This window comes from Rothia terrae, assembly GCF_014705925.2.
Taxonomy (GTDB): Bacteria; Actinomycetota; Actinomycetes; order Actinomycetales; family Micrococcaceae; genus Rothia; species Rothia terrae.
This window is the reverse complement of sequence record NZ_CP061539.1, coordinates 680,926-697,307: the sequence shown is the minus strand read 5'-3', so window position 1 is coordinate 697,307 and position 16,382 is coordinate 680,926. Positions and strand designations below refer to the sequence as shown.

General features: G+C 52.8%; 17 protein-coding genes. All 17 read right to left on the bottom strand.

All coding sequences use genetic code 11. The features are described from left to right. Positions 1-206: 206 nt before the first annotated feature. The 17 genes from rpsQ to IDM49_RS03195 all read right to left on the bottom strand — a co-directional run bounded on the left by rpsQ (position 207) and on the right by IDM49_RS03195 (position 16,365). Entirely contained in the window at positions 207-479 is a 273-nt protein-coding gene (gene rpsQ / locus IDM49_RS03275) for a 30S ribosomal protein S17 (RefSeq protein WP_168614577.1), read from the bottom strand. A 5-nt stretch (positions 480-484) separates the two neighbouring features. After that, positions 485-718 carry a 50S ribosomal protein L29 gene (gene rpmC / locus IDM49_RS03270; protein WP_168614576.1) on the bottom strand — a complete coding sequence of 78 codons (234 nt, stop codon included), beginning with the start codon at positions 716-718 and terminating at the stop codon, positions 485-487. Positions 719-721: 3 nt separating this feature from the next. Next, positions 722-1,138, bottom strand: coding sequence for a 50S ribosomal protein L16 (rplP, locus tag IDM49_RS03265; RefSeq protein WP_168614575.1), 417 nt, complete (start codon positions 1,136-1,138; stop codon positions 722-724). Further along, complete coding sequence (rpsC, locus tag IDM49_RS03260; protein ID WP_168614574.1) at positions 1,139-1,942, bottom strand: 30S ribosomal protein S3; 804 nt, start codon at positions 1,940-1,942, stop codon at positions 1,139-1,141. Beyond that, the gene (gene rplV, locus IDM49_RS03255) at positions 1,943-2,308 is read right to left on the bottom strand and encodes a 50S ribosomal protein L22 (RefSeq protein ID WP_168614573.1); all 366 of its coding nucleotides are present in this window, start codon (positions 2,306-2,308) and stop codon (positions 1,943-1,945) included. It lies immediately after the preceding gene. Positions 2,309-2,366: 58 nt separating this feature from the next. Next, positions 2,367-2,648: a 30S ribosomal protein S19 gene (gene rpsS, locus IDM49_RS03250; protein ID WP_168614572.1), complete on the bottom strand. Its 282-nt coding sequence runs from the start codon at positions 2,646-2,648 to the stop codon at positions 2,367-2,369. A 12-nt stretch (positions 2,649-2,660) separates the two neighbouring features. After that, positions 2,661-3,497: a 50S ribosomal protein L2 gene (rplB, locus tag IDM49_RS03245; protein WP_190725010.1), complete on the bottom strand. Its 837-nt coding sequence runs from the start codon at positions 3,495-3,497 to the stop codon at positions 2,661-2,663. Between the two features lie 39 nt (positions 3,498-3,536). Continuing rightward, entirely contained in the window at positions 3,537-3,842 is a 306-nt protein-coding gene (gene rplW, locus IDM49_RS03240; RefSeq protein ID WP_168614570.1) for a 50S ribosomal protein L23, read from the bottom strand. Continuing rightward, on the bottom strand, positions 3,842-4,465 hold the full coding sequence (gene rplD, locus IDM49_RS03235) for a 50S ribosomal protein L4 (protein ID WP_190725009.1): 624 nt from the start codon (positions 4,463-4,465) through the stop codon (positions 3,842-3,844). The genes rplW and rplD overlap by 1 nt, the downstream gene beginning before the upstream one ends. A 5-nt stretch (positions 4,466-4,470) precedes the next feature. Next, positions 4,471-5,127 (bottom strand): 50S ribosomal protein L3, encoded by a 657-nt coding sequence (gene rplC, locus IDM49_RS03230; protein ID WP_168614568.1) that lies wholly within the window; start codon positions 5,125-5,127, stop codon positions 4,471-4,473. A gap of 16 nt (positions 5,128-5,143) precedes the next feature. Then, on the bottom strand, positions 5,144-5,452 hold the full coding sequence (gene rpsJ / locus IDM49_RS03225) for a 30S ribosomal protein S10 (RefSeq protein ID WP_168614567.1): 309 nt from the start codon (positions 5,450-5,452) through the stop codon (positions 5,144-5,146). A 491-nt stretch (positions 5,453-5,943) separates the two neighbouring features. Next, on the bottom strand, positions 5,944-7,329 hold the full coding sequence (gene brnQ / locus IDM49_RS03220; RefSeq protein ID WP_190725008.1) for a branched-chain amino acid transport system II carrier protein: 1,386 nt from the start codon (positions 7,327-7,329) through the stop codon (positions 5,944-5,946). A gap of 241 nt (positions 7,330-7,570) precedes the next feature. Continuing rightward, positions 7,571-8,761 carry an elongation factor Tu gene (tuf, locus tag IDM49_RS03215; protein WP_168614565.1) on the bottom strand — a complete coding sequence of 397 codons (1,191 nt, stop codon included), beginning with the start codon at positions 8,759-8,761 and terminating at the stop codon, positions 7,571-7,573. 199 nt (positions 8,762-8,960) lie between these two features. Further along, positions 8,961-11,078, bottom strand: coding sequence for an elongation factor G (gene fusA, locus IDM49_RS03210; RefSeq protein ID WP_168614564.1), 2,118 nt, complete (start codon positions 11,076-11,078; stop codon positions 8,961-8,963). A 75-nt stretch (positions 11,079-11,153) separates the two neighbouring features. After that, positions 11,154-11,624: a 30S ribosomal protein S7 gene (rpsG, locus tag IDM49_RS03205; protein WP_168614563.1), complete on the bottom strand. Its 471-nt coding sequence runs from the start codon at positions 11,622-11,624 to the stop codon at positions 11,154-11,156. Next, a complete protein-coding gene (rpsL, locus tag IDM49_RS03200) occupies positions 11,624-11,998 on the bottom strand; it encodes a 30S ribosomal protein S12 (RefSeq protein ID WP_168614562.1) in 375 nt (124 codons plus the stop codon). Before rpsL ends, rpsG begins: the two co-directional genes overlap by 1 nt. A 476-nt stretch (positions 11,999-12,474) precedes the next feature. Next, positions 12,475-16,365, bottom strand: coding sequence for a DNA-directed RNA polymerase subunit beta' (locus tag IDM49_RS03195; protein WP_190725007.1), 3,891 nt, complete (start codon positions 16,363-16,365; stop codon positions 12,475-12,477). Positions 16,366-16,382 lie beyond the last annotated feature (17 nt).

Genomic DNA, 16,382 nt, shown 5'->3' with positions numbered 1-16,382 from the left:
GTGCAAAGAGGGCAAAATCTATGCAAAACACGGCATTTACCGACTGATTTAGCCCTAGCAAATCTTTTACTAAGCCTTACCTTATCTTTAAGTAAGTTATACTTCAATTTCTACCGTTTGGCCCACTGGATTAAAACAAAAAGGCTCCTTCCACTTTCGTGGAAGGAGCCTTTTTAGCTCATGTTCTAGTAGAGAACGAAAAGGGCTTACTTAGCCTTTTCGATGATCTCTACCACGCGCCAGCGCTTTGACGCTGACAGCGGGCGAGTCTCTGCCAAACGAACCAAGTCACCGATACCAGCAGTGTTCTGCTCGTCGTGTGCCTTGATCTTTGAGCTACGGCGCATAACCTTGCCGTACAGTGCGTGCTTAACGCGATCCTCGACCTCAACGACTACAGTCTTGTCCATTTTGTCGGACACTACGTAGCCACGGCGAGTCTTGCGGTAGCCGCGCTCTTCAGTCTTTACTTCACTCACTTGACTTAACCTTCGGTTGAGGGACGAATACCGAGCTCACGCTCACGCAGCACGGTGTAAATGCGTGCAATATCGCGCTTGACGGTACGGATACGACCGGGGTTTTCAAGCTGGCCGGTGGCTGCCTGGAAACGGAGGTTGAATAGTTCCTCCTTCGACTTGCGCAGCTCGTCAGCCAGGTTCTCGTTGGAGAGCTCTGCGAGCTTGTCGATGTTCAGATCCTTTGATCCAACTGCCATTTCTTATTCACCACCTTCGCGACGCACAACGCGTGCCTTCATCGGGAGCTTGTGGATTGCGAGGCGCATAGCTTCGCGTGCCACTTCTTCGGATACACCGGAGAGTTCAAACATGACTCGACCGGGCTTTACATTTGCGACCCACCATTCGGGTGAACCCTTACCGGAACCCATACGGGTTTCAGCAGGCTTCTTGGTCAACGGACGGTCGGGGTAAATGTTGATCCAGACCTTACCGCCACGCTTGATGTGACGGGTCATAGCAATACGTGCAGCCTCAATCTGACGGTTGGTCACGTATGCAGGGCTCAGTGCCTGGATGCCCCACTCACCAAAGGTAACCTCGGTGCCGCCCTTGGCGAGACCGTTACGCTTGGGGTGGTGTTGCTTGCGGTACTTTACTCGACGGGGAATAAGCATTTATGCCTCACCGTTTTCTGCAGTCTTTGCTTCAGTGTTTGCTGAAGCGTTGTCGTTACGACGTTCACGACGAGGACCACGGTTGCCACCACGACGGCGGTCACCATCACGGCCACCACGGCCGCCACGACGGTTACCTGCAGCCTGCTGTGCAGCCAGTTCCTTGTCGGTCAGGTCGCCCTTGTAGATCCATACCTTAACACCGATGCGACCGAAGGTGGTCTTAGCTTCGAAGAAGCCGTAGTCGATGTTTGCACGCAGGGTGTGCAGGGGTACACGACCTTCGCGGTAGAACTCTGAACGTGACATTTCAGCGCCACCGAGGCGGCCTGAGCACTGGATACGAATACCCTTAGCGCCTGCGCGCTGTGCTGACTGAATTGCCTTCTTCATTGCGCGGCGGAATGCCACACGTGAAGCGAGCTGCTCTGCGATGCCCTGTGCAACAAGCTGTGCTGACAGGTCAGGCTGTGCAACTTCGAGGATGTTCAGCTGAATCTGCTTACCGGTGAGCTTTTCCAGCTCGCCGCGAATACGATCAGCTTCTGCACCGCGGCGACCGATAACGATACCGGGGCGTGCAGTGTGGATGTCCACACGTACGCGGTCACGGGTACGCTCGATTTCTACCTTTGCGATACCTGCGCGCTCCATGCCCTTGGACAGGAGTTCGCGAATCTGAACGTCTTCTTTTACGAAGTCAGCGTAACGTTCGCCAGGCTTGTTGGAGTCTGCGAACCACTTTGAAACGTGTCCGGTGGTGATGCCCAGTCGGAAACCGTTCGGGTTAATTTTCTGACCCATTTAGCGGCCCTCCTCCTCTGACGGGGTCGCAACAACCACGGTGATGTGGCTGGTGCGCTTGTTGATGCGGAATGCGCGACCCTGTGCACGAGGCTGAAAACGCTTCATGGTGGGTCCTTCATCCACAAATGCTTCGCTGATGAACAGCTCTTCTTCCTTGAAGGAAACGCCTTCAGCGTTTGCCTTCTGGCGAGCGTTTGCAACAGCTGATGCAACGATCTTGTACACCGGTTCTGAAGCGCCCTGAGGAGCGAACTTCAAAATTGCCAGAGCCTCTTCCGCTTGCTTACCACGGATCAGGTTGACGACTCGGCGTGCCTTCATAGGCGTAACGCGTACATAGCGCGCTGATGCCTTGGCTTCCATGCCTATCTCTCTTTCGTCTTTGCCGAAAGGGTTACGAGACTAAATCGGTATAACCGACTTAGCGACGCTTACCCTTACGGTCGTCCTTCACATGGCCACGGAAAGTACGGGTGGGCGCAAACTCGCCGAGCTTGTGTCCAACCATTGACTCGGTAATGAATACCGGTACGTGCTTACGTCCGTCGTGCACTGCGATGGTATGTCCGAGCATGTCGGGGATAATCATCGAGCGGCGGGACCAAGTCTTAATTACATTCTTGGTACCCTTCTCGTTCTGAGCTGCAACCTTCAAGAAAAGGTGCTGATCAACGAAAGGGCCCTTCTTCAAACTACGAGGCATGTTTCAGGCTCCTTAGCGCTTCTTGCCAGTACGACGGCGACGAACAATGAGCTTGTCGCTTTCCTTGTTGGGACGACGGGTACGACCCTCGGGCTTACCGTTGCGGTTAACCGGGTGACGGCCACCTGAGGTCTTACCTTCACCACCACCGTGGGGGTGGTCAACCGGGTTCATAACGACACCACGAACGGTCGGGCGGATGCCCTTCCAGCGGTTACGTCCTGCTTTACCCCAGTTGATGTTTGACTGCTCTGCGTTGCCAACTGCACCAACAGTTGCGCGGCAGCGAACGTCAACATTGCGGATTTCGCCTGAAGGCAGACGCAACTGAGCGTACTTGCCTTCCTTAGCCACGAGCTGGATTGATGCGCCAGCTGAGCGGCCCATCTTAGCGCCGCCACCGGGGCGAAGCTCTACAGCGTGGATAACGGTACCAACGGGGATATTACGCAACGGCAGGTTGTTGCCGGGCTTTATATCTGCGCTGGGACCTGATTCAACAACGTCGCCCTGCTTGAGACGGTTAGGAGCGATGATGTAACGCTTGGTGCCGTCTACGTAGTGCAGAAGTGCGATGCGAGCGGTACGGTTGGGATCGTACTCGATGTGTGCAACGCGTGCGTTTACGCCGTCCTTGTCGTGACGACGGAAGTCGATCAGACGGTACTGGCGCTTGTGTCCGCCACCCTTGTGACGGGTGGTGATGCGACCGGTGTTGTTACGGCCGCCCTTTTTAGGAAGCGGGCGAACCAGGGACTTTTCCGGGGTTGAGCGAGTGATTTCTGCGAAATCTGCAACGCTCGAGCCACGGCGGCCCGGGGTCGTCGGCTTGTGCTTACGAATACCCATTTAGATATTTTTCCTTCGCTAAAGTGGTCTCCGCGGGCCTTATGCCTGCGGACCGCCGAAGATGTCGATGGTGCCTTCTTTGAGGGTCACAATCGCACGCTTGGTGTTCTTGCGAGCACCCCAGCCGAAACGGGTGCGCTTGCGCTTACCTGCACGGTTGGCGGTGTTTACTGAAGCAACCTTTACATCGAAAATAGTTTCGATAGCCTGCTTGATTTCCAGCTTGTTTGAGCTGGGGTCAACCAGGAAGGTGTACTTACCTTCATCGAGCTGTGAGTAGCTCTTTTCTGACACGACGGGTGCAATAACAACGTCGCGGGGATCTTTGTAAGTCAGGACGCTCATTACTTAGCGGCCTCCTTCTTAGCCTTAGAAGCAACTGCGACGAATACGTCAAATGCATCCTTGGTGAATACAACGTCATCTGAAACCAGAACATCGTAGGTGTTCAGCTGGTCAGCGTAGAGAACGTGTACGTTTTCAAGGTTACGAGCTGACAATGCAACAACGTCTTCCTTGCGATCGATAACAACGAGAGCGTTCTTACGATCTGAGATTGATGCAAGTGCTGCCTTTGCTGCCTTGGTTGAGGGCTTGGTGCCTTCTACCAGGGTTTCAACAACGTGAACGCGACCGTTACGTGCGCGGTCTGAAAGTGCGCCACGGAGTGCAGCTGCAATCATCTTCTTGGGGGTACGCTGTGCGTAGTTACGCGGAGTAGGACCGTGTACAACGCCACCGCCAGTCATATGCGGTGCGCGGATTGAGCCCTGACGTGCACGGCCGGTACCCTTCTGCTTGAAGGGCTTACGACCTGCGCCGGAAACTTCGCCGCGGTTCTTAGTCTTGTGAGTGCCCTGGCGTGCTGCTGCAAGCTGTGCAACAACTACCTGGTGAAGCAGAGGCACTGATGCCTGTGCGTCGAACAGGTCTGCGGGCAAATCTACCTTGAGGGTCTTAACAGCCATTGTAATTAGGCTCCCTTCACAGCAGTGCGAACCAGAACAACGCCGCCCTTAGGACCGGGGATTGCACCCTTGATCAAAAGTACGTTGTTTTCTGCGTCTACACCCTGGATAGTCAGGTTCATGGTAGTGTGACGTGCTGCGCCCATACGGCCAGCCATACGCATACCCTTGAACACACGTGCGGGGTATGATGCGCCACCAATTGAACCGGGCTTACGGTGATTCTTGTGAGCACCGTGTGATGCGCCTACGCCTGCGAAGCCGTGACGCTTCATGACGCCTGCGAAGCCCTTACCCTTGGTCTTGCCAACTACGTCAACCTTCTGACCTGCTTCGAAGAGCTCTACGGTCAGTTCCTGACCGAGGGAGTACTCAGCAGCATCTGAGGTGCGGAGTTCAACGAGGTGACGGCGAGGAGTTACGCCAGCCTTCTCGAAGTGACCAGCCAAAGGCTTGGTTACCTTGCGAGCTTCAATAGCGCCGAAACCGATCTGAACAGCTTCGTAGCCGTCGGTTTCTGCATTGCGCAGCTGGGTTACTACGTTGGAATCGGCCTTGACGACAGTAACCGGCACGAACTTGCCGTTTTCGTCCCAGACCTGGGTCATGCCAAGCTTGGTGCCGAGCAGGCCCTTCACCTGGCGTTCGAATTTGTTAGTCATTTTTGAGACGATCCTCTTACAGCTTGATTTCGATGTTCACGTCTGCCGGAAGGTCAAGACGCATAAGTGCATCAACAGCCTTCGGAGTCGGATCAACCACGTCGATAAGACGCTTGTGAGTACGCATTTCGAAATGCTCGCGGCTGTCCTTGTACTTATGGGGTGAACGGATAACTACGTAAACGTTCTTTTCGGTCGGCAGCGGCACGGGGCCAACTACTGTAGCGCCTGCGCGCGTAACCGTCTCAACGATTTTCCGAGCTGATGAGTCAATAACCTCGTGGTCATATGACTTCAGACGGATGCGGATTTTCTGTCCCGCCATCTGTCGGACTCTCTTTCTGAAGTACTTCCCTGTAACGGAGCGTTTGCTCCTTATTGTGGCGCTTTATAAGGAAAAGAACTAACGAAACTTCGAGAAGTTCTTTTGCGCCGCTTCAATCAGACTGAATCCGAGGTTTCGGGTTCCTCAACCTGTTGAAGCACCGACCCCCGCGCTCGGGCGTGTCGCATAAAACCTGCTAAACATTTTCCGAGCACATTTAGAATCGGGTCATATTTGGGCTTATCTGGCATCCATTCTTGTGAGAATTTTTGCTCGTATACAGCGATAAGCGCTTGAACAACGTTTACTATCTTGCCAGATACCCCATATGAACGCAACACATATATGAACCAAGTGGTTAGAGACACAAAGAAGCTATTCTCAGATTTTCAGAATGACTCCCCTATTCGCTTAGCTAAGGTTCTTTCGTAGATACAAAAAATGGGACGTCACCATCACTGGCAACGCCCCATTTCCTACTCGTCTAACATTTATTGCGCTTCTACGCGACGCTCAGCTTCAGCTTGGGTTTCGCCACCCAATCGAACAGCACGCTTTGAGCCCATCAGGTCAATAACAAAACCGATAATTCCACCGATGACAGTGGGAACCACCCAGCCCAGTTGCTGGGCGTGCCCCGGTGACCAATCAATGGCAGAAGCAATGACGTTTGCTCCAATCCCGAGGCTCTCCAGCGTCATGAGACCCGCCCACACAATGGAGACAATCAAAGCCAGTTTAAAGGTCATGTTCAGACGTCGCCCCGTCAACGGTTCAACCAGCGTCAAGAAAATGAGAGTAATTGCTGAAGGGTACAAGAAACCAATAATTGGCCCAGCAATGGCAATCACAGTTTCAAGACCGGTGGTTGATACTACGAACGCAATGAGAGTAAAAATGATCAACCATGCACGGTAAGACACCTTCGTGAACAATGTAGCAAAGAACTCTGAACATGCACCCAGCAGTCCAACTGCGGTTGTCATGCAAGCAAGCAAGACGATGAGTCCAAAGACAACCGCTCCTGCGCCGCCCATGAGGATGTTAGATGCCTCAGCCAGCAGAGTAGCTCCATCGCTAAAGGTTTGCCCGTTAGGCATACGGTGTCCGATAACGCCCAAACCTAAGTAGACAGCACCGAGAATAAGACAAGCGATAATTGCTGATTTAAGGACGCTGCTCACCAGCTGGGGTCCACGTGGTACGCCTTTTTCACGAATCGAGCTGACAACTACAATTCCAAAAGCCAGACCAGCCAACGAGTCCATCGTCAGATATCCCTCCACAAAACCTGTTGCATAGGGTAGAGACTGAAAATCCTCAGCGGGCGCAGCGGGCGCACTCGTCATCTTTACAAGCGCCATCACAATGAGCACCAAAAGCAATATGAGCAATGCGGGTGTCAAATATTTACCCAAGCGGTCGACAATACCGGTGGGCTCGAATGCTAACGCCAAAGCAATAGCAAAGAAGACCGCAGAAAAAACGATTCGCGATCCCCAAGAATCCCATCCAAAATTTGGGGTCACAATAGTTGAAAAGCTTACTGTCGCGGTACGAGGTAGAGCGTAAAAGGCACCAATTGAGAGGTAAACAAGGACCGGGAAAATCAGACCAAATACTTTGCCGCCTCGCAAAGTGAGTGAACGAATATCGCTTCCAGTGATAGCAATAGCAATCACCGCTAGAGCAGGCAGTAGGACGCCGGTCGTCAGAAAGCCCAAAATAGCCGGGGGAAAATTATCCGCTGCTTGAGCACCAAGAACTGGCGGGAAAATCAGGTTTCCGGCACCGAAAAACATCGAAAAAAGCATCATCGCAGCAACGATGATAATTCCGTTATTTCCCTTTGCACGAGAAGAATCTGAATGAGACATAAGGTTGATCCTCAGTAAATTGATAATGCCCTACAACCCTAGTCCCTAAAACAAATGAATAGCTTACTTTGAGGGCTCTCATTCAAGAATCCAGGTTTGACATTCCTCACGTTCTTAAAATTCATAGAATGGCACGCAATTTTGACTTTAAACAAAAGTGGAGCCCGTAACTGTTGCTACGGACTCCACCTAGAAAGATCAACCTAAGTTCTGAGGTTCACATTCTCTAAGATTCGCTCAATTACTTGATGATCTTGGTAACGCGACCTGAACCAACGGTGCGGCCACCCTCACGGATAGCGAAGCCGAGGCCCTCTTCCATTGCGATTTCCTGGATGAGCTCAACGGTCATCTCGGTGTTATCGCCAGGCATAACCATTTCGGTACCCTCGGGAAGAGTGATAACGCCGGTTACGTCAGTGGTACGGAAGTAGAACTGAGGACGGTAGTTTGAGTAGAAGGGGTTGTGGCGGCCACCCTCATCCTTTGAAAGGATGTAAACGTTTGCCTCGAACTGAGTGTGGGGGGTGATTGAGCCGGGAGCTACAACAACCTGACCACGCTCAACGTCGTCACGCTTCAGACCACGAAGAAGCAGACCACAGTTCTCGCCTGCCCATGCTTCGTCGAGCTGCTTGTGGAACATCTCGATACCGGTAACGGTGGTCTTCTGGATGGGGCGGATACCAACGATCTCAACCTCAGAGTTGATCTTGAGGGTACCACGCTCTGCACGGCCGGTAACAACGGTACCGCGACCGGTGATGGTGAAAACGTCCTCGATAGGCATGAGGAAGGGCTTGTCGGTTTCACGAACAGGATCCGGAATGTAGTTGTCAACTGCATCCATGAGTTCTTCAACCTTAGCTACCCACTCAGCGTCGCCTTCAAGAGCCTTGAGAGCTGAAACGCGGATAACGGGAGCGTCGTCGCCGTCGAATTCCTGTGATGACAGAAGGTCGCGAACTTCCATTTCAACGAGGTCGAGAAGTTCTTCGTCCTCAACCATATCTGACTTGTTAAGTGCAACAAGCAGGGTGGGAACGCCAACCTGACGAGCAAGAAGAACGTGCTCGCGGGTCTGTGCCATGGGGCCGTCGGTAGCTGCAACCACGAGGATTGCGCCGTCCATCTGAGCCGCACCGGTGATCATGTTCTTGACGTAGTCAGCGTGGCCGGGAGCGTCAACGTGTGCGTAGTGGCGCTTCTCGGTCTGGTACTCGATGTGAGCAATGTTAATGGTAATACCGCGCTGGCGCTCTTCAGGAGCGGAGTCGATCATACCGAAGTCGCGCTGCTCGTTCAGGTCCGGGTACTTGTCAGCCAGAACCTTGGAGATTGCAGCGGTAAGGGTGGTCTTACCGTGGTCAACGTGACCAATGGTACCAACGTTTACGTGAGGCTTGGAGCGCTCGAACTTAGCCTTAGCCAAGGGTGTTCCTCCTAGAACAGTTTTGAATACATGCTGCGGTTTCAACAACCGGCGCAACCCGTATGAAAACGGTCTAGCCATAACAATAGCGGATTACGCCGGCATGTTGAAACTGGATGATGTACTCAAAGTATCATTTTTGTGAAATTTAAGTGTGACTTTACAGCGTTTCGCTCATAAAGTCACGGGCAATGAGATTTTACTCTCCGCCACGAGCCTTCTGAATGATTTCGTCGGCAACAGCCTTCGGAACCTCAGAGTAGCTATCGAAGGTCATGGTATATACTGCACGACCCTGGGTCTTTGAACGCAGGTCACCGATGTAACCGAACATTTCTGACAGCGGCACGTGTGCGTGAACAATCTTCACACCTGCAGCGTCTTCCATGGACTGAATCTGACCACGGCGTGAGTTCAAGTCACCGATAACGTCACCCATGTATTCCTCAGGGGTACGAACTTCAACAGCCATCAGCGGTTCGAGGAGAACCGGGTTAGCGCGCTTAGCGCCTTCCTTGAAGACCATTGAGCCTGCGATCTTGAACGCCATTTCAGATGAGTCAACATCGTGGTAAGCGCCATCAATCAAGGTTGCCTTTACACCAACAACGGGGTATCCAGCGAGGATACCGAGCTGCATAGCGTCCTGGATACCAGCGTCAACGGAGGGGATGTATTCGCGGGGAACACGACCACCGGTAACGACGTTATCGAACTCGTAAAGCTCTTCTGCATCCAGTGCGATAGGTTCGAATGAAACCTGAACCTTCGCGAACTGACCGGAACCACCGGTCTGCTTCTTGTGGGTGTAGTCGACCTTTTCGACCTTCTTCTTGATGGTCTCACGGTAAGCAACCTGAGGCTTACCGATGTTAGCCTCAACCTTGAATTCGCGCTTCATGCGGTCAACGATGATGTCGAGGTGAAGCTCACCCATACCACCGATTTCGGTCTGACCGGTTTCTTCGTTCAGTGAAACGGTGAAGGTGGGGTCTTCCGCAGACAGCTTCTGAATAGCGGTTGACATCTTCTCCTGGTCACCCTTGGTCTTGGGCTCAACAGCCACGAAGATCACGGGAGCAGGGAAGGACATTGACTCAAGAACGATGGGATTAGCCATATCGCACAGAGTATCACCGGTGGTGGTGTCTTTCAGACCGATAGCAGCGTAGATGTGACCTGCCTGGATCTCATCAACAGGGTTTTCCTTGTTGGAGTGCATCTGGAAGAGCTTACCGATGCGTTCCTTCTTACCCTTGGTTGAGTTCTGAACCTGCTGACCTGATGATGCCTTACCTGAGTAAACGCGGATGTAGGTGAGCTGGCCGTAGAAGGGGTGTGCCGCAACCTTGAAGGCGAGAGCTGAGAACGGCTCATCGCTTGAAGGCTTACGAGTCATCTCCTTCTCTTCGTCCTTGGGGTCGTGACCGATCATCGGGGGCACGTTCAAGGGTGAAGGCAGGTAATCGATAACAGCGTCGAGCATGGGCTGTACGCCGCGGTTCTTGAATGCTGAACCACAGAATACGGGGTATGCTTCGTTGTTAACGGTCAACTGACGGACGCCAGCCTTGAGTTCCTCGATGGAAAGCTCGCCTTCTTCAAGGTACTTTTCCATGAGTTCTTCTGATGCCTCGGCTACGTTTTCAACGAGCTCTGCACGGTACTGCTCAGCGCGTTCCTGAAGTTCTTCAGGGATTTCACGGGTCTCGTATGAAGCACCCATGGTAACGTCGCCCTTAGCATCGCCAGGCCATACAAATGCCTGCATGGTCAGCAAGTCAACAACGCCAACGAAGTCGTTTTCAGCACCGATGGGGAGCTGCATAACGAGGGGCTTAGCGCCGAGACGCTTAACGATGGTGTCTACGGTGAAGTAGAAGTCAGCACCCAGCTTGTCCATCTTGTTGACGAAGCAGATACGAGGAACTTCGTACTTATCAGCCTGACGCCATACGGTCTCTGACTGGGGTTCTACACCCTCTTTACCATCGAATACAGCAACTGCGCCGTCCAAAACGCGCAGTGAACGCTCAACCTCAACAGTGAAGTCAACGTGGCCGGGGGTATCGATGATGTTGATCTGGTTGTTCTTCCAGAAACAGGTGGTAGCAGCAGAAGTAATGGTAATACCACGTTCCTGCTCCTGTGCCATCCAGTCCATGGTTGAAGCACCATCGTGGGTTTCACCAATCTTATGGTTAATACCGGTGTAGAACAAAATACGTTCAGTAGTGGTGGTCTTACCAGCGTCAATGTGCGCCATAATACCAATGTTGCGGACCTTATTAAGGTCGGTAAGCACGTCTTGTGCCACTTGTCTCTCCCTTTGTGAAGATACTTTGAAAGCCTGCCAGATTCATATATCAAATCTGGCAGGCTACTCAAAGAATTACCAGCGGTAGTGTGCGAAGGCCTTGTTAGACTCAGCCATCTTGTGTACGTCTTCGCGACGCTTCACAGCGGCACCGAGACCGTTGGACGCATCCAAGATCTCGTTCATCAGACGTTCAGTCATGGTCTTTTCGCGGCGGACCTTTGAGAAGCCAACGAGCCAGCGAAGTGCAAGCGCAGTTGCGCGACCTGCACGAACCTCAACCGGAACCTGGTAAGTTGCGCCACCAACACGGCGTGAGCGCACTTCCAGTGAAGGCTTGACGTTGTCCATAGCCTTCTTCAAGGTTACTACGGGATCAGAGCCGCTCTTCTGAGCAACACCTTCGAGTGCACCGTAAACAATGCGCTCAGCGGTTGATTTCTTACCGTCAACCAGAACCTTGTTAATGAGCTGAGTTACCAGCGGTGAACCGTAAACCGGATCATTGACGAGAGGACGCTTGGGAGCGGGACCCTTACGAGGCATTACTTCTTCTCCTTCTTAGCGCCGTAGCGTGAACGAGCCTGACCACGGCCCTTAACACCCTGGGTATCCAGAGCGCCACGAACGATCTTGTAGCGAACACCGGGGAGGTCCTTAACACGACCACCGCGAACGAGCACGATTGAGTGCTCCTGCAGGTTGTGACCCTCACCGGGGATGTAAGCGGTTACTTCAACGCCACCGTTGAGCTTTACACGAGCAACCTTACGGAGTGCTGAGTTCGGCTTCTTAGGGGTGGTGGTGTACACACGGGTGCACACGCCACGCTTCATGGGGCTGCCCTTCAGAGCGGGCGCCTTGGTCTTTACGACCTTAGGAGTACGGCCCTTGCGGACCAACTGCTGAATTGTAGGCACTATTCGTGTTCCTTGATTGTTCTTAGAATTTACCGATCTTCGTCCGGATAAATCCCTTGTCGATTGCTTGCCTCAGCTTTCCCAGCAAGAGAAAAGTATCTGGGCATGCGTAAAAATGGCATTTAGGCGTCAGATCAAAAATGATCAACGCCAAAGGACTGTATCCATACTGCCATTGATTCGAAGCCAGATAGCAACGTATCTGTTGTAACAACAGATCAGAAAATTCATATTTTCACACTGAGGCTAACTACTTCACATAAAACTATAGCGGCATACGAGCGCTTAAGCTAGCCCGTTAACACCGCGATATCGCTACATATGGCTTAAATTCGATGATTTACGACACTTAGAGTCTGCCAAATTGCACCGATGTAACTTATGCGACTTTTGGCTAACTACTTTAGCCACCAAACGAAGGACGCGGCCCTCCCCCGGTGGAAGAGAAACCGCGTCCTTTATTTATCAGCTAGTGATTACTGACCGAAGTTGTAATCATCCAGCGGAATAGCCTGGAACTCAGGAGCAACAGAACCCTCATTCTCAGCAGCGTAGCTGAAATCAGAGAACATGGTCGGAGTTGCTGAGTACAGTGACTCACGAGCCTCGTCAGTAGGCTCAACTTCAACATCGTTGTAGCGTGCCAGACCGGTACCAGCCGGAATGAGCTTACCGATGATGACGTTCTCCTTAAGACCAACCAGCGGATCAGACTTGCCTTCCATAGCAGCCTGAGTCAGAACGCGGGTGGTCTCCTGGAAGGACGCAGCAGACAACCATGACTCGGTAGCCAGTGATGCCTTGGTAATACCCATCATTTCCGGACGACCAGCCGCAGGACGCTTGCCTTCTGCAAGTGCCTGACGGTTAGCTGACTGGAAGGTCGTGGACTCTACCAGCTCACCGGGCAACAGTGAGGTATCGCCGGATTCAATCACGGTGACGCGACGGAGCATCTGACGGACGATAACCTCAACGTGCTTATCGTGAATACCTACACCCTGTGAACGGTAAACGCCCTGAACCTCATCAACCAAGTGCTTCTGAGCCTCACGAGGACCACGAATACGCAGAACCTCCTTGGGATCAACAGCACCGGAAACCAGCTGGTCACCAACGTTGACGTGATCGCCTTCAGCCACATTCAAACGTGCACGACGCAGAACGGGGTATGCGATAGGCTCATCGCCGTTGTCAGGAGTAACTACGAGCTTGTAGGACTTCTCGGTATCTTCAATCGAGATACGACCTGCAACCTCAGAAATCGGAGCAACGCCCTTAGGGGTACGTGCTTCGAAGAGCTCCTGAATACGGGGCAGACCCTGAGTAATATCGTCTGCTGATGCAACACCACCGGTGTGGAAGGTACGCATGGTCAGCTGGGTACCGGGCTCACCAATTGACTGAGCCGCAATAATACCAACAGCCTCACCGATATCAACCAAGTTGCCGGATGCCATGGAGCGACCGTAGCACAGTGCACAAACACCGACTGCGGACTCACAGGTCAGAACCGAGCGAACCTTGACTGACTCGATACCAGCAGCAAACAGCTTCTCGATAACGGGATCGGAAACGTCCTCACCAGCAGAAACCAGTACGTTACCTTCAGCGTCCTTGATATCAACAGCAAACGCACGACCGTGGATTGAGTTCTCAACCTCATCATGTAGGGTTACTGCACCGGTCTCTTCGTCAACCTGAACCAAAGGCAAGGTCAGTCCACGCTTGGTGCCACAGTCGTGCTCGCGAACGATAACGTCCTGTGAAACGTCAACCAGACGACGGGTCAAGTAACCGGAGTTTGCGGTACGAAGCGCGGTATCAGCAAGACCCTTACGCGCACCGTGGGTTGCGATGAAGTACTCCAAGACCGACAAGCCTTCACGGTATGAAGACTTAATCGGGCGAGGCATAATTTCACCCTTCGGGTTTGCCACAAGACCACGGATACCCGCAATCTGGCGAACCTGCATCCAGTTACCACGCGCACCTGAAGTAACCATTCGGTTAATGGTGTTCAGACCTGAGAGGTTATCGCGCATAGCTGCAGCAACCTCGTCAGTTGCCTTGGTCCAAATATCAATCAGTTCGGTACGACGCTCGTCATCGTCAATCAGACCGAGATCGAACTGGCTCTGAATATCAGCTGCCTGCTTCTCGTAGCCTTCCATAATGGCGGGCTTGGTCGGAGGCGCAGCAATATCTGAAACCGCAACGGTAACGCCTGAACGTGATGCCCAGTAGAAACCGGTGTTCTTCAGGTTGTCCAAGGTACGTGCCACGACGTCCATGTGGTACTTCTCAGCCAGATCGTTAATCAGAGCACCAAGGCCCTTCTTATCTGCAACGCCATCGTACCAGGGGTAGTCAGCGGGCAGAGTCTGGTTGAACAGAACCTGACCAACAGAGCAGTCAACGAGCAGACGGTCACCGGGCTGGTAACCTTCCGGAAGCTCGTAACCTGCCGGAGGCACAAAGTCATCAAGAGCGATCTTGACCTTGGTGTACAGCTCAATCTCGTGCAGATCCATTGCCATGATTGCTTCAGCCAATGAGCTAAACGCACGACCCTCGTTCTTCTCACCATCACGCGGAGTGGTCAGGTGGTACAGACCGATGATCATATCCTGGTCAGGAACCGCAACAGGACGGCCGTCTGAGGGCTTCAAGATGTTGTTTGATGAGAGCATCAAAATACGAGCTTCAGCCTGAGCCTCGGGTGACAGCGGCAGGTGAACTGCCATCTGGTCACCGTCGAAGTCAGCGTTGAACGCTGAACATACGAGCGGGTGCAGCTGAATAGCCTTACCTTCAACGAGCTGAGGCTCGAACGCCTGAATACCCAGGCGGTGAAGGGTAGGTGCACGGTTCAAGAGCACGGGGTGCTCGGTGATGATCTCTTCGAGAACGTCCCACACCTGCGGGCGGAAACGCTCCACCATACGCTTTGCGGACTTAATGTTCTGAGCATGGTTGAGATCAACCAGGCGCTTCATCACGAAGGGCTTGAACAGCTCAAGCGCCATCTGCTTAGGCAGACCACACTGGTGCATCTGCAGCTGAGGACCACCAACAATAACTGAACGACCTGAGTAGTCAACGCGCTTACCCAGAAGGTTCTGACGGAAGCGACCCTGCTTACCCTTTAGCATGTCTGACAGTGACTTCAGAGGGCGGTTACCCGGGCCAGTCACAGGACGACCGCGACGGCCGTTGTCGAACAGCGAGTCAACAGCTTCCTGCAACATACGCTTTTCGTTGTTCACGATGATCTCGGGAGCACCAAGATCAAGCAGACGCTTGAGGCGGTTGTTACGGTTGATCACACGACGGTAGAGGTCGTTCAAGTCGGAGGTCGCAAAGCGGCCACCATCAAGCTGAACCATGGGGCGAAGTTCCGGCGGAATAACCGGCACAACGTCCAAGACCATACCCAAAGGTGAGTTATCGGTAGTTAAGAATGAGTTGACAACCTTAAGACGCTTCAGCGCACGGGTCTTCTTCTGACCCTTACCGGTCTGAATGATTTCCTTCAGAGCGTCAGCTTCAGCCTGCATGTCAAAGTTCTCAAGGCGCTTCTTAATGGATTCAGCACCCATTGAGCCCTCGAAGTACATGCCGTACTTATCAACCATTGAGCGGTAGAGCGCCTCATCACCTTCAAGGTCAGCAACCTTGAGGTTCTTGAAACGGTCCCATACCTTGTCAAGGAACTCGATTTCGCGTTCGTGATTCTTGCGAACTGACGCCATCTGACGTTCAGCCTGCGCACGAAGCTTATCGATCTGCGACTTCTTGCCGCCCTCAGCCTCAATGCGAGCGAGTTCCTCTTCGGTCTCGCGAGCAATCAGGTTGATGTCGGAGTTCATCTGATCGGTGAGAACCTTCTTGTCACGATCGTGAGCTGCCTGAAGATTCGGCAGATCCTCGTGACGTGCGTCCTCATCAACGCTGGTAATCATGTACGCAGCGAAGTAGATGATCTTTTCAAGGTCCTTCGGAGCCAGATCAAGCAGGTAACCCAAGCGTGAAGGAACACCCTTGAAGTACCAGATATGAGTTACAGGAGCAGCAAGCTCAATGTGACCCATACGCTCACGACGTACTTTAGCGCGGGTAACCTCAACACCACAGCGTTCGCAGATGATGCCCTTGAAGCGTACACGCTTGTACTTACCGCAGTAGCACTCCCAGTCGCGGGTAGGACCGAAGATACGCTCGTCGAACAAGCCCTCTTTCTCAGGCTTCAGGGTTCGGTAGTTAATGGTCTCAGGCTTCTTAACCTCGCCGTATGACCAGCCGCGGATATCCTCGGCGGTGGCAAGGCCAATACGCATCAAACCAAGTGAAGATTCGTTGGACATTTGGTCCTTATCTCTTT

What these genes read in the sequence shown, in the direction of transcription:
- rpmC (WP_168614576.1), bottom strand. Translation starts at nt 718, where the DNA reads ATGGCAGTTGGATCAAAGGATCTGAACATCGACAAGCTCGCAGAGCTC.
- rplP (WP_168614575.1), bottom strand. Translation starts at nt 1,138, where the DNA reads ATGCTTATTCCCCGTCGAGTAAAGTACCGCAAGCAACACCACCCCAAG.
- rpsC (WP_168614574.1), bottom strand. Translation starts at nt 1,942, where the DNA reads ATGGGTCAGAAAATTAACCCGAACGGTTTCCGACTGGGCATCACCACC.
- rplV (WP_168614573.1), bottom strand. Translation starts at nt 2,308, where the DNA reads ATGGAAGCCAAGGCATCAGCGCGCTATGTACGCGTTACGCCTATGAAG.
- rpsS (WP_168614572.1), bottom strand. Translation starts at nt 2,648, where the DNA reads ATGCCTCGTAGTTTGAAGAAGGGCCCTTTCGTTGATCAGCACCTTTTC.
- rplB (WP_190725010.1), bottom strand. Translation starts at nt 3,497, where the DNA reads ATGGGTATTCGTAAGCACAAGCCGACGACCCCGGGCCGCCGTGGCTCG.
- rplW (WP_168614570.1), bottom strand. Translation starts at nt 3,842, where the DNA reads ATGAGCGTCCTGACTTACAAAGATCCCCGCGACGTTGTTATTGCACCC.
- rplD (WP_190725009.1), bottom strand. Translation starts at nt 4,465, where the DNA reads ATGGCTGTTAAGACCCTCAAGGTAGATTTGCCCGCAGACCTGTTCGAC.
- rplC (WP_168614568.1), bottom strand. Translation starts at nt 5,127, where the DNA reads ATGACTAACAAATTCGAACGCCAGGTGAAGGGCCTGCTCGGCACCAAG.
- rpsJ (WP_168614567.1), bottom strand. Translation starts at nt 5,452, where the DNA reads ATGGCGGGACAGAAAATCCGCATCCGTCTGAAGTCATATGACCACGAG.
- brnQ (WP_190725008.1), bottom strand. Translation starts at nt 7,329, where the DNA reads ATGTCTCATTCAGATTCTTCTCGTGCAAAGGGAAATAACGGAATTATC.
- rpsG (WP_168614563.1), bottom strand. Translation starts at nt 11,624, where the DNA reads ATGCCTCGTAAGGGTCCCGCTCCCAAGCGTCCTCTCGTCAATGATCCG.
- IDM49_RS03195 (WP_190725007.1), bottom strand. Translation starts at nt 16,365, where the DNA reads ATGTCCAACGAATCTTCACTTGGTTTGATGCGTATTGGCCTTGCCACC.